The 14,057-nt window shown below is 46.2% G+C and carries 10 protein-coding genes; 4 read left to right on the top strand and 6 right to left on the bottom strand.

Translation table 11 applies throughout. The features are described 5' to 3' along the window. Positions 1 to 7 precede the first annotated feature (7 nt). The 5 genes from carB to pyrR form a co-directional block, all read right to left on the bottom strand. Entirely contained in the window at positions 8 to 3,217 is a 3,210-nt protein-coding gene (gene carB / locus AC58QG_RS00050) for a carbamoyl-phosphate synthase large subunit (protein ID WP_497359629.1), read from the bottom strand. Continuing rightward, a complete protein-coding gene (gene carA, locus AC58QG_RS00045; RefSeq protein ID WP_497359627.1) occupies positions 3,204 to 4,376 on the bottom strand; it encodes a glutamine-hydrolyzing carbamoyl-phosphate synthase small subunit in 1,173 nt (390 codons plus the stop codon). Before carA ends, carB begins: the two co-directional genes overlap by 14 nt. Positions 4,377 to 4,556: 180 nt before the next feature. Next, complete coding sequence (pyrC, locus tag AC58QG_RS00040; protein ID WP_497359625.1) at positions 4,557 to 5,840, bottom strand: dihydroorotase; 1,284 nt, start codon at positions 5,838 to 5,840, stop codon at positions 4,557 to 4,559. 20 nt (positions 5,841 to 5,860) lie between these two features. After that, complete coding sequence (locus AC58QG_RS00035; protein WP_497359623.1) at positions 5,861 to 6,760, bottom strand: aspartate carbamoyltransferase catalytic subunit; 900 nt, start codon at positions 6,758 to 6,760, stop codon at positions 5,861 to 5,863. Positions 6,761 to 6,765: 5 nt separating this feature from the next. Beyond that, the gene (gene pyrR / locus AC58QG_RS00030; RefSeq protein WP_497359621.1) at positions 6,766 to 7,314 is read right to left on the bottom strand and encodes a bifunctional pyr operon transcriptional regulator/uracil phosphoribosyltransferase PyrR; all 549 of its coding nucleotides are present in this window, start codon (positions 7,312 to 7,314) and stop codon (positions 6,766 to 6,768) included. A 398-nt stretch (positions 7,315 to 7,712) separates the two neighbouring features. Here pyrR and AC58QG_RS00025 point away from each other — a divergent pair, with 398 nt between their 5' ends. The 4 genes from AC58QG_RS00025 (at position 7,713) to AC58QG_RS00010 (ending at position 13,246) form a co-directional block, all read left to right on the top strand. After that, entirely contained in the window at positions 7,713 to 9,437 is a 1,725-nt protein-coding gene (locus tag AC58QG_RS00025) for an ABC transporter ATP-binding protein (RefSeq protein ID WP_497359619.1), read from the top strand. Then, complete coding sequence (locus tag AC58QG_RS00020) at positions 9,434 to 11,314, top strand: ABC transporter ATP-binding protein (RefSeq protein ID WP_497359617.1); 1,881 nt, start codon at positions 9,434 to 9,436, stop codon at positions 11,312 to 11,314. Before AC58QG_RS00025 ends, AC58QG_RS00020 begins: the two co-directional genes overlap by 4 nt. Before the next feature lie 72 nt (positions 11,315 to 11,386). Further along, complete coding sequence (gene dapD, locus AC58QG_RS00015) at positions 11,387 to 12,097, top strand: 2,3,4,5-tetrahydropyridine-2,6-dicarboxylate N-acetyltransferase (RefSeq protein WP_436235911.1); 711 nt, start codon at positions 11,387 to 11,389, stop codon at positions 12,095 to 12,097. A 27-nt stretch (positions 12,098 to 12,124) separates the two neighbouring features. Continuing rightward, positions 12,125 to 13,246: an N-acetyldiaminopimelate deacetylase gene (locus AC58QG_RS00010; RefSeq protein WP_497359614.1), complete on the top strand. Its 1,122-nt coding sequence runs from the start codon at positions 12,125 to 12,127 to the stop codon at positions 13,244 to 13,246. A 614-nt stretch (positions 13,247 to 13,860) separates the two neighbouring features. On the opposite strand, the gene AC58QG_RS00005 is transcribed toward AC58QG_RS00010, so the two are convergent. Continuing rightward, on the bottom strand, positions 13,861 to 14,057 hold a 197-nt coding region (locus AC58QG_RS00005), incomplete at its 5' end, for a hypothetical protein (protein ID WP_497359612.1).

Genomic DNA, 14,057 nt, shown 5'->3' with positions numbered 1-14,057 from the left:
CCATCCTTTAGACATGTATTGGCATTGCACGTGAGGAGAAGTTAATTGCTTCAAGCATATTCACTAGCGCTCTTACAGTATCAAGAGATGTCATACACACAACACCGTTCTCTACTGCTTCACGACGAATACGGAAACCGTCACGCTCAGGCGTTTTGCCCTTAGTCAATGTGTTCACGACGAACTGAGCATCACCGCTGCGGATGAGGTCAAGAATGTTCGGAGAACCTTCACTAAGCTTGTTCACGGTTGTAACTGGAAGACCTGCTTGAGCGATCGCCTCGGCAGTTCCACCCGTTGCAATGATTTTGTAGCCTAAGCGATAGAAGCCTTTCAGAATTTCAATCGCTTCTTCTTTATCTTTATCCGCTACGGTTACCACGACGGAACCTGCAGCAGGAATCTTCATACCAGCACCGATGAGACCTTTGTATAGGGCTTTTGCAAAGTTAACATCACGACCCATAACTTCACCTGTGGACTTCATTTCAGGTCCCAGTGTTGTATCTACACGGCGAAGCTTCGCGAAGGAGAATACCGGTACTTTGACAGAAACGTATTTATCTTCTGGCCATAGTCCACCTTGATAGCCCATATCTGCAAGTGATTGACCCATGATAACGCGTGTTGCTACGTTCGCCATCGGAATGTTCGTCACTTTGCTTAAGAAAGGCACAGTTCTGGAAGAACGCGGGTTAACCTCGATGACATACACTTGATCGTTATGAATAACGAACTGGATGTTCACTAGACCAACAACGTTAAGCTCTAGACCGATTTTCGTCGTAATCTCGATGATTTGTTGCTTGATCTCATCGGAGATAGATTGTGGCGGATAGACCGCGATGGAGTCACCAGAGTGAACCCCTGCGCGTTCCACGTGTTCCATGATCCCTGGGATCAGAACCGTTTCTCTATCGCAAATCGCGTCAACCTCTACCTCTTTCCCCAACATGTAACGGTCGATTAGAACCGGATGCTCAGGGTTGATTTTCACCGCATATTCCATATAGTTCAGAAGCTCTTCATCGGAGTAAACGATCTCCATTGCGCGTCCACCAAGTACGTAGGAAGGACGAACGATAACCGGATAACCGAATTTCGCCGCTGTACCTACCGCTTGATCGACGGAAGTTACAGTACCACCTGGAGGCTGTGCAACCGAAATTTTGCTAAGCAATGCTTCGAATTTCTTACGATCTTCGGCTGTATCAATACTTTCTAGGTCAGAACCTAGGATACGAACGCCTGCTTTGTGTAATGGTGCTGCCAAGTTGATGGCAGTTTGTCCACCGAACTGAACGATAACACCGATTGGTTGCTCACGCTCAATTACGTTCATGACGTCTTCGAAGAACAATGGCTCGAAGTACAAGCGATCTGATGTATTGAAATCCGTTGATACCGTTTCTGGGTTGTTATTGATGATGACCGCTTCATAGCCAGCAGCTTGGATCGCCCATACCGCGTGAACTGTGGAGTAATCGAACTCAATCCCTTGACCGATACGAATTGGACCCGATCCAAGAACAACAACCTTTTCTTTCGTTGTTTCCGTTACTTCATCTTCTTGCTCATAAGTGGAGTAGTAGTATGGCGTTGAAGCTTCGAACTCCGCTGCGCATGTATCTACCATTTTATAAACAGGCTTGATGTTGTTTTGCAAACGGAATGTTCTTACGTCCGCTTCTTTCGTGAAGGTCGAGCAGCCTGCCAATGTACGAATTTCCGCTACAGCACGGTCTGTGAAGCCTTTACGCTTGATCTCGAAAATAAGCTCAGCCGTCAAATCCTTCGCTGCAATCTCAGTTTCATAAGCGATAAGTCCACTTAATTTGTTCAGGAACCACCAGTCAATTTTCGTCAAATTCTGCAATTGTTCCACGGTGTAGCCTCTGCGGTAAGCTTCAGCTAGTAAGAACAGACGCTCATCATCTGGCTTTTGCAAACGTAATTCTAATGTTTCTTTATCTAGTAGATCCGTTTCTTTCAGGAATAAGCGGTGTACGCCGATTTCAAGGGAACGAATCGCTTTGTGAATGGACTCTTCAAAAGTACGGCCAATCGCCATAACTTCCCCAGTCGCCTTCATTTGTGTACCTAGTTTACGGTTAGCTGCTGTGAACTTATCGAACGGCCAACGTGGAATCTTAGATACGATGTAATCAAGTGCTGGCTCGAAGCAAGCATACGTTTGACCAGTAACTGGATTGACAAGCTCATCCAGCGTGTAGCCAATCGCAATTTTCGCTGCCATTTTCGCAATTGGATATCCTGTCGCTTTGGAAGCAAGCGCTGAGGAACGGCTAACACGCGGGTTAACCTCGATTACGTAGTATTGGAAGCTATGCGGATCAAGTGCGTACTGTACGTTACAGCCACCCTCGATGTTCAGAGCACGAATGATTTTCAGGGATGCGGAACGCAGCATTTGGTACTCACGGTCCGACAACGTTTGGCTTGGTGCTACAACGATACTGTCTCCTGTATGTACGCCTACTGGATCAAAGTTCTCCATGTTACACACAACGATACAGTTATCATTCGCATCACGCATTACTTCATACTCGACTTCTTTCATACCCGCGATACTGCGCTCTACGAGACACTGACCGATTGGGCTGTAACGAATCCCGGAAGCAACGATTTCCACCAATTCTTCCATCGTGTTACAAATACCGCCGCCTGTTCCACCTAGTGTGTAAGCAGGACGAATGATGATTGGGAAGCCGATTTCATTTGCAAAATCAACGGCTTGAGCTACCGTAGTTACGATAACGCTATCCGGTACTGGCTGCTCTAGCTCTCTCATCAAGTCTCTGAAAAGGTCGCGATCTTCCGCTTTCTCAATCGCTGTCAGCTGTGTTCCTAGAAGCTTAACGTTCTCGCTCTCTAGAACGCCTGCACGAGCAAGTTCAACGGCCATGTTAAGACCCGTTTGTCCACCTAGGGTTGGAAGCAAGCCATCCGGACGTTCTTGACGAATAATTTGCGTAACGAACTCAAGTGTAATTGGCTCGATGTATACTTTGTCAGCCATGTTCGTATCCGTCATGATCGTAGCTGGGTTGCTGTTGATCAGGATAACTTCCATGCCTTCTTCTTTCAATGCTTGGCAAGCTTGTGTACCAGCGTAGTCGAACTCTGCCGCTTGACCAATAACGATCGGTCCGGAACCTATAACGAGAATCTTTTTGAGTGTATTATTTTTTGGCATATTGCAGTTCCTCCTTCACAGATGTCGATGCCGTGGAAGCATTCCACTGAGCAAGCATTTGCGCTTGGCGCGGCTGCTGTGGGTTATCTAGCTTATGCTGACGAATCAGCGAGATGAAATCATCGAACAGGTAGCTGGAGTCAAATGGTCCAGGTGCTGCCTCTGGGTGATATTGTACCGAGAATGCTGGGTATTGCTTGTGGCGTAAGCCTTCGATCGTGCGATCGTTATTGTTAATGTGCGTCACTTCAAGGTTCGTTCCTTGGATGGAATCATCCTTAACCGTGTAGCCATGGTTTTGTGAAGTAATGTAGCAACGTCCGGAGATCAGATCTTTAACCGGATGATTTCCGCCGCGGTGACCGAATTTCAATTTATCTGTATCAGCGCCGCAAGCTAGTGCAAATAGTTGGTGACCTAAGCAAATTCCGAATAATGGAATGTCGCCAAGTAAGCCTTTAATCATTTCTACTGCATGTGGAACATCTTTCGGATCCCCAGGACCGTTAGAAAGCAATACGCCATCTGGTGCTAAGCGACGAATTTGTTCAGCTGTTGCATTCTGAGGAACGACAACAACATCGCAATCACGCTTGCTAAGATCGCGGATAATTCCGCTTTTCGCTCCAAAATCGACTAGAACTACGCGTTCTTTGTGCCCAGGAGCACCGAATACGCTTTTCGTAGACACGCGAGAAACTTGATCCGTCATTAGTGGCGTACTCTTCAGAGTTGCCATCAATTCCTCAACGGATTTATTCGATGTTGTGATGATACTTTTCATTACGCCATAATGACGAAGTTTGCGAGTCAACATACGTGTGTCGATGCCGCTGATTCCAACGATGCCGTATTCTTTCAACAGGCTGCCGAGCGTGTATTGCGCTCTCCAGTTACTTGGAATCTCTTCATGTTCACGTACAACGAAACCATGGATAAAAGGACGTACGGATTCAAAGTCGTCACGAATCACACCGTAGTTCCCCACCAGTGGATACGTCATCGTTACGATTTGTCCACAATATGAAGGGTCCGAAAGCACCTCTTGATAACCTGTCATTCCTGTATTGAATACAACCTCGCCGACGGATTCACCTTCACTACCGAACGATTTTCCTGTAAAAAGAGTGCCGTCTTCCAGCAACAATCTTGCCTGCATGTTCTTTCAACTCCTTCGCTATTGTCAGGCGGTTCTCACGAACCGCAGATGTCATGCTTACATTTCACATTCACGGACTTGCATAAAGATTAATCTTTCTGTATAAATATACACGATTTTTCATTGATCGTATAGATGCTTCTCGTGATTTAGGCTTTAAAATTAAGGCTATTTCCTGAACTATGCGTAAACAACTTTACCTGAAGCAATCGTCACAACCGGCCAGCCTTGCAGCTCCCAACCGATGAACGGGGTGTTCTTGCTGCGTGATACGATCTCTTCTTTCACAACTGCTTTCGTTGTATCTAGATCGACGATTGTAATGTCTGCCGCGCTTCCCACTTCCAAAGTTCCGTATGGAAGACCGAATACGTCAGCAGGCTTTTTGGTCATGCGATCTACGAGGAAGCCAAGTGTCCATTTGCCTGTAAGTACAAATTTCGTATACAGCAAGGAGAATGCTGTTTCGAAACCAAGGATTCCGAATGGCGCCATCATCATGCCTTTTGCTTTCTCTTCTTCGGTATGCGGAGCATGATCCGTTACGATGATGTCGATCGTGCCATCTTCAAGTCCTTCGATAACAGCCTGTACATCACGTGGCGTACGAAGTGGCGGGTTCATTTTCCAGTTCGCGTCCATACCTGGAATGTCTTCTTCCGACAGCACCAGATGATGAGGGCAAACCTCTGCAGTAACTTTGATACCGAACTGCTTCGCATGACGGATCAAGCGAACCGATTGCTCTGTGCTGACGTGGCATACGTGGTAGTGAACGCCTGTCGCTTCAGCTAGCAGCACGTCGCGGCCAACATGAATCGCTTCGGATTCGTTCGGGATACCTTTCAAGCCGTGCTTCTTGGCAAAAGTCCCTTCACTAACTGGCGCTCCCACAACCAAGGTATCATCTTCGCAGTGTGCGATGATTGGCATACCGAGTGATGCAGCCAGTGCCATCGCATCCTTCATCATTTGCGCACTTTGTACGCCAACGCCATCGTCGGTGTAACCGATAACGCCCGCTTCTTTCAATGCAGCGAAATCTGTTAGCTCACGGCCTAGCTCGTTCTTCGTGATCGTTCCGTAAGGAATGACGCGAACTACGCCTTCTGTTGCAGCTTTATCTAATATGTAATTTACCGTATCTACGGTATCAATAACCGGTCTTGTATTTGGCATGCAAGCAATCGTTGTAAAACCGCCTCTTGCTGCGGAGCGTGTTCCAGTTGCGATGTTCTCTTTGTGTTCAAAGCCAGGCTCTCTCAAATGTACGTGCATATCAATGAAGCCAGGTGATACAAGCTTGCCAGCAGCGTCAATGACTTCATGACCTGTCGTTTGCGGTGTCTCACCGTTCGAAGCATCTACAACCTGTGCGATTTTATCATTCTCTACCAAAATGTGTTTCTTCGTTTGAACATTATTTACATCAACGGTAAGTCCGTTTAGAATCCAAATTCCCATGCTGTGAAATCCTCCTCAATTTATGATAAAGCTCGTTCGATGACCGCCATACGAATCGGCACGCCGTGAGCGATTTGGGTGAAAATCTTAGATTTCTCATGTTCGACCAGTTCATCATCGAGCTCAACGTTGCGATTGACTGGAGCCGGATGCATGATGATCGCATGAGGCGCCATGCGGCTCGCGCGTTCTACGGTCAAACCGTATTGCTCGCGATATTCTTCTGCAGATTTGATTAGCCCTGTATCGTGGCGTTCCAGCTGTACGCGCAGCATCATCACCACATCGGCTTTCAATGCCTCTTCGAAGGAGACATACGGTGCGAATTGCGCTAGCTCAGGAGCCTGCATACTAGCAGGAGCACAGAACTGAACTTTCGCTCCCAGGGCTAGCAGGCCCCAGAGGTTGGAGCGCGCAACGCGGCTGTGTAAAATGTCTCCGATAATGGAGACAGTCAAACCTTTGATCACGCCGAATTGCTTGCGCATTGTATAGAAATCAAGCAGCGCTTGCGTTGGATGCTCGTTGTTGCCGTCCCCTGCGTTGATGAGCGGGATTTTAATTTTCTCAGCTAGCTCTTGCAGCACACCATTCGGCTTCAGTCGAATCACACCAGCATCAATCCCCATGGATTCAAGCGTGCGAACCGTATCGTAGATGGACTCGCCTTTTTGAACGCTGGACTCCGCTGACGAGAAATTCAGCACATCTGCGCCAAGACGCTTTTGTGCTAGTTCAAAAGAGAACCGAGTTCTTGTACTATTTTCAAAAAATAAGTTTGATACGAATTTTCCTTGGAATTGGTTATTTACTTTGGTAGGGCTCTGTTCCCAATAGGCTGCACGATCAAGAATGCTTGTGATCTCCTCTGCACTTACGCCTTTCAGTCCCAAGAAATGTCTAGTTGTACATGTACTCACGCTACTCACTCCTGTTTCCCCCTCAAAATAATGACTTCATCTTTATCATCAATTTCCGTTAACATCACTTTAATGCTTTCACTCTTGGAAGTTGGAACATTTTTTCCCACATAATCAGGCCGAATGGGCAGTTCACGATGACCTCTATCCACAAGTACAGCCAACTGAATCATTTGCGGTCTCCCCAAATCAATTAGCGCATCCATCGCGGCCCTCACGGTTCTTCCCGTATAGAGCACATCATCGAAGAGGATGATCTTGCGATCCTGGATTTGCAGCTTGCCGCCTTCTTGTACATCCTCAACCGATTTTACTTTTACGCGATCATCGCGATAAGACGTGATGTCAATCTCTCCAACTGGAATCGGTACGCCTTCGATTTCTAGAATCCGTTCTGCTACTCGCTTCGCTAAGTAAATGCCTCGGGTCCGAATACCAATCAAGGTACAGTTCTCTACCCCTTTATTCTTTTCCAGTATCTCGTGTGCAATCCGCGTAAGTGCTCTACGAATTCCCATTTCATCAATAATGGTGTGTTCGGCGGTCTCATTCATCGTTTTCGCCTCCTGGCAAAACTATCTTAGTCAGCATTCACATACGTTTTCTGGCAGGAAAACCAAAAAACTCCTTGCCCAATTCATGGCAAGGAGTTACGAGTGCATAAAGAGATAGAGCGGGGCTGCAGGATGCGCACATCCTTAAGCTTACTGAATTCTCGATTCAGTATTACCCGACTTTTCTTATCGTTTTACCTTGCCAGCCTCTCTGGACTGTTTTTAAAGGCACATATGTAATTAAAAGAATTATGCCACTTTCGACATGATAAGTCAATATTTTTTTCGTTTCTTTTTTTGAGCAAGAATGAGACCATGTGTTATAATTTACATATAAAATCGCATTACCAACCTAATTAATCCCAATTCTATGCAGTCAAAATGTTAAGGAGGAAACTATGTTCAAATTGTTTCGATTTTTGAAGCCTTACCGAGTTTCAGTGGTTGTCATCATTACGTTAATGCTTCTGCAATCACTAGCTCAACTCTATCTGCCAACTCTTCTTTCTGACATTGTGGATGTCGGTGTTGTGAAAGGAGACGTCGGTTATATTTTGCGATTCGGGGCTTATATGCTCTTAGTCGCCATGGGGGGCATGGCTTGTGTCATGGTGGCGAGTTACTTGCTCGCAAAGACAGCAACCGGCTTCGGGCGGGATTTACGCCGTAACCTCTTCTCCCATGTCGAAAGCTTCTCCTTGCATGAATTTGATAAGCTCGGAACCTCTTCCCTCATTACTAGAACGACAAATGATATCGCACAGGTTCAACAATTAGTCGTGATGATGCGAATGTTCATCGGCGTGCCTACCATGCTCGTTGGCGGAGTCATTATGGCCTCATATAAGGATACTAATCTCGCAATTGTACTATATGCTGTAATCCCTATCCTTGTACTTGTTATTGCAGTTATTATGCGAAAAAGTCTTCCTTTATTCAAAACCTTGCAAGTGAAAATCGATGGGATCAATCTTGTTCTGCGCGAGCATTTAACGGGTATTCGCGTTATCCGTGCTTTTAACCGTTCGGAACATGAAAAGTTGAAGTTCGAAGGTGCGAATCAAGATTTCACACAGATTGCAATCAAAGTCAATACGATTATGGCTACGATGATGCCCATTATGATGCTCGTATTCAATCTTGGAATCGTCGTCATTCTCTGGTACGGCGGCATTCGAATTGATAATAACCACATGCAAATCGGTGATTTGATGGCCTTCATTCAATACGCCATGCAAATTATGTTCAGTATGTTCATGATGACGATGATTTTCATGATGATTCCGCGAGCATCCGCTTCTGCTGCGCGTATTAATGAGGTGCTTACTATTAAGTCCAACATACATAACGCGGAATACGCACAAAAGCTGCAAGACAACCAAACCGTTGTTGAATTTAATAACGTGACATTTAGTTACCCTGGTGCCGAGCAACCCGCCATTCAGGATATTTCTTTCCGAGCTGAGCCCGGGAAGGTTACAGCTATTATAGGAGGTACGGGTTCTGGCAAAACGACACTCATTAATTTGTTGCTGCGCTTCTATGATGTCGAGTCCGGTTCCATCACTTTGAATGGCCAGCCTCTCCGCTCTCTCTCCCTGGAAAGTGTGCGGAATCAAATCGGCTATGTGCCACAAAAAGCTGTACTTTTCTCTGGAACGGTAGCGGATAATCTTCGATTCGGCAATGATCAAGCGACCGATGAGGAGCTTGCTTCTGCGGCATCTACAGCCCAGGCAGCTGACTTCATTGGCGGTATGAAAGATACCTTCCAATCTACACTCGCCCAAGGCGGAACCAATCTGTCGGGTGGTCAGAAGCAACGACTTGCCATTGGACGGGCACTTGCTCGCAAACCAAACATTTATGTTTTCGACGACAGCTTCTCCGCGCTCGATTTCAAAACAGATGCTAAGCTTCGTGCTGCACTTAAATCTGAAACTTCACTTTCCACCATGCTGATTGTCGCGCAGCGTGTCAGCACCATTATGGATGCGAGCCAAATTATCGTTTTAGATGAAGGACGAATTGCAGGGATCGGTACCCACAGTGAGCTAATGTCCACTTGTGAGGTCTATCAAGAAATTGTTGCTTCTCAGCTATCAGAGGAGGAAAGTGCATGAGTGACAAACCAAAAGAACCGGTGCGCCCCGCAGCCGGTATGAATCCAGGTTTTATTGGCCGAGGCGGGATGGCCGGTATGGGCATGCCTGTGCAGAAAGCAAAGGATTTTAAAGGTACTTTGAAAAGACTCATGACGTACATGCAGCCTTTTCGTGTTTCCATATCCTTTGTACTCCTTGCAGCTATTTTAAGCACATTATTTAGTATTATTAGCCCAAAATTAATGGGTAACGCAGTTACGAAGTTATCTGAAGGCGCTATCGGCAAGCTCAAAGGCATTGCTGGTGCCAAAATCGATTTCGATGCGATCCTTCAGATCGTACTTATCCTAGCTGCCCTATACATATTTAGCTCCATATTATTGTATATCCAGCAAATAATCATGGTAAAAGTTACACAGCGCATCGTATTTAATTTACGCAAAGATATCAATGAGAAGCTAACGCGTGTTCCGCTCTCCTTCTTCGATGTGAGAAGCCATGGCGACACCATGAGCCGAGCTACGAATGATGTGGATACGATCAGTTCCACGATGCAGCAAAGCTTAACGCAGCTCATCACATCCATCGTCACTTTAGTCGGTATCATTATCATGATGCTGACAATAAGTCCTCTGCTCACATTAGCTACTATCGTTACCTTACCGCTCAGCATATTAGGAACCAAAATGATTGCTACCCGCTCACAGAAATATTTTAAAGGGCAGCAGCGCACCCTAGGTGAGCTCAACGGACATGTCGAAGAAATGTATACAGGACATACGATCGTGAAAGCTTTTGGAAGAGAAAAGCAATCTGTTGATAAATTCAATGAAATTAATGACCGGCTGTATCATTCTGGTTGGAAGGCACAGTTTATTTCAGGACTAATCTTTCCTTTGATGTCCTTTATCGGGAATATCGGTTATGTCCTCGTTAGTGTCATTGGCGGCATTATGGTTACACATAATGCGATTAAAATTGGTGATGTCCTAGCTTTTATCCAATATTCGGGTCAGTTTAGTATGCCGATTACGCAAGTGGCGAATATTGCTAACGTCATTCAATCTACGATTGCAGCAGCCGAGCGCATTTTTGAATTATTAGATGAATCCGAAGAAGTTTTGGAGAAAAAAGTGACGGATTCCGTTGCTCACGTTAAGGGGCATGTCCAGTTCAAGGATGTTTCCTTCGCATACAAAACAGATGCACCACTCATTGAGAACATGAATATCGATGTAAAACCGGGACAAACTGTTGCCATCGTTGGACCTACTGGTGCTGGTAAAACAACCATTGTCAATTTGCTGATGCGATTCTATGAATTGCAAAGCGGCCGAATTTCCATCGATGGGGTGGATTCACGCGATATGTCGCGAAGCCATCTTCGGGAACTGTTCGGCATGGTGCTGCAAGATACTTGGCTCTTTAATGGCACAATTCGTGACAATATTGCATATGGACGTCACCGTGCCACGGAGGATGATATCGTTGAAGCAGCACGCGCGGCTTACGCAGATCATTTCATAAGAACACTCCCGGATGGCTATGATACGATTTTGAATGAAGAAGCGTCCAATCTCTCCCATGGTCAGAAGCAATTACTTACAATTGCTCGTGCGATCCTAGCGGATCCAGCTATCCTGATTCTTGACGAAGCAACGAGCAGTGTCGATACACGGACAGAAGTTTCCATCCAGCGCGCAATGAATAATTTGATGGCGAATCGCACAAGTTTCGTAATTGCTCATCGTTTATCTACGATCCGAGAAGCGGATTTAATTCTAGTTATGAATCAAGGAAGCGTTATTGAACATGGCACACATGGCGAGTTGCTCGAACAGCAAGGTTTCTATGCTGAGCTCTATCAGAGTCAATTTGCACAAAAAGCTGTCTGAAACAGATTGGCTCAAACGCCTCCTTTCTGCTAATATAGGAGAGTCAATCATAAATTTGAAGGAGATGTCACCATGACAGAAATGAATACCCTAGAAATTATCCAGTTTATTAAAGAAAGCAAAAAGAAAACTCCGGTGAAAGTATATGTAAAAGGAAACCTTGAAGGCCTTGAGTTCGGCGAAGGCAGCCAAGCCTTCATTACGGGCGGAAGCGGTGTTGTTTTCGGTGAGTGGAGCGTGCTTCAACCAATTCTAGAAGCTAATAAAGATAAAGTTGTTGATTTCGTAGTTGAAAACGATCGTCGTAATTCTGCTATTCCTATGCTAGATTTGAAACACATCAACGCTCGTATCGAGCCAGGTGCCGTTATTCGCGATAAAGTACATATTGGCGATAACGCAATTATCATGATGGGCGCGTTAATCAACATTGGCGCATCCGTTGGTGATGGTACGATGATCGACATGAACGCAGTGCTTGGCGGACGTGCACAAGTAGGCAAAATGTGTCACATTGGCGCAGGCGCAGTTGTCGCTGGCGTTATCGAGCCACCTTCCGCACAACCATGTGTGATCGAAGATGACGTTCTAGTAGGCGCTAACGCGGTTATCCTAGAAGGCGTTCGCATCGGTAAAGGTTCCGTTGTAGCTGCTGGCGCAATCGTAACGCAAGATGTTGAAGAGTACACAGTTGTAGCAGGTGCACCTGCACGTGTTATCAAAAAAGTAGACGACAAAACTAAATCCAAAACCGAAATTCTAGCAGACCTACGTACCCTATAAGGTGATCTGGATCTGGAGGAAATCGTTATGCTTAGCCCTTTCGTAGAGCTGCGACGTCAGCTTCATCAAATCCCGGAGCCGGGTTTTCAAGAGTTCAAAACGCAGCAGCTTCTGCTTGAGCAGTTGGCCAAACTGCCTCAAGATCGTCTCACGATCCGCACATGGCGTACGGGCATTCTGGTCTATATTAAAGGCTTAAACCCGAGCAAGCGCTTCGGCTATCGTGCTGATATGGATGGACTTCCGATTACGGAAGAGACCACTCTCCCCTTCCCTTCTCAGCATCCAGGCTATATGCACGCATGCGGGCATGATTTTCATATGTCGATTGGGATGGGGGTAGTGACACACTTCGTGATGACTCCGATGCAGGATGATCTTGTCGTGTTGTTTCAACCCGCTGAAGAAGGCCCTGGCGGCGCATTACCGATGCTAGCAGCCGAGGAATTGCAAGATTGGATGCCCGACCAAATGGTCGCACTCCATATTGCGCCAGAGTATCCTGTCGGTACGATTGCTGTTAGACCTGAAATCTTGTTTGCCAACACATCCGAGTTGTTCATTGATCTGCTTGGTAAGGGCGGTCATGCGGCCTACCCGCATCAAGCGAATGATATGATCATCGCGGCAACGCAGATGGTTGGGCAGCTCCAAACCATCGTATCCCGAAACGTGAATCCGCTGGATTCCGCAGTGATTACGATTGGCAAAATGGAAGCTGGCACGAAGCAGAATATTATCGCGGAGAAGGCTCGCTTAGAGGGTACGATTCGTACATTATCTGCTGCTTCTATGGACAAGATCAAAGGTCGCATTGAAGCGGTCGCCGCGGGCATTGAAGCTTCCTTCGAATGCCAAGTCACGATTGACTGGGGCTCGAATTATCGCCAAGTGTATAATGATCCAGCAATAACCGTGGAATTCATGGACTGGCTTCGCGGACGTGATAACGTTACGTTGTTCGAGTGTACCGAAGCTATGACCGGCGAAGACTTTGGTTACTTTTTGGAGAAAATACCTGGCTTCATGTTCTGGTTAGGGGTGGACACACCTCATGGCCTGCATAATGCCAAGCTTGATCCAGATGAGCGTGCCATTGATGTAGCCATCGATACGATTTCGGCTTATCTGCGATTTAAGTCCAGCTAGATTGAAATAGCCTCCCGATTAACCACAGTACTGGTGGTTGATTGGGAGGTTTTTGTTTGGGGATGTTTGTTTGTACTCATATTACTTACTCACCACTACTGTACTGTTCGTTACGTTTTCACGATTTCATTAATCCACTTTCTGTCCTCCAACATTCCAATACCTTACACTGCACTCACACAACCTTTTACGACCATATATTCCACAACCTCGCCACTCCAACTTACCCTCACCTATTCATCTACCTCACCATTCCCTCACAACCTTTCACGACCAAATATTCACAACCTCGCGACTCCCAACTTACCCTCACCTATTCATCTACCTCACCATTCCCACACAACCTTTCACGACCATATATTCACAACCTCGCGACTCCCAACTTCCACTCACCTATTCATCTACCTCACCATTCCCACTCACTTAGTACACTCGATGTACCTAAAGTAAATAACTGCATTTTAGGTAGCTATTTTCAGCAAAATACGCTCCAAAACACAAATAACTGGATTTCATGCTGCTAAATTTGCTCATTATGTATGAAACTAGCATATCCTTTGAAATTAACTGTAAATTTTCCATCTAAACTATAAACTCGGTCTAACTCGAAGAAATTAACTGCATATTTTCCATTTATTGATGGATTGGTTGGGGTTGGGGTTGGGGTTGGGGTTGGGGTTGGGGTTGGGGTTGCGGTTCGGGTTCGGGTTCGGGTTCGGGTTCGGGTTCGGGTTCGGGTTCGGGTTCGGGTTCGGGTTCGGGTTCGGGTTCGGGTTCGGGTTCGGGTTCGGGTTCGGGTTCGGGTTCGGGT

This window comes from Paenibacillus sp. J22P169 (assembly GCF_059691995.1).
The sequence above is the reverse complement of the archived record's forward strand: the minus strand, read 5'-3'. Positions and strand labels throughout refer to the sequence as shown.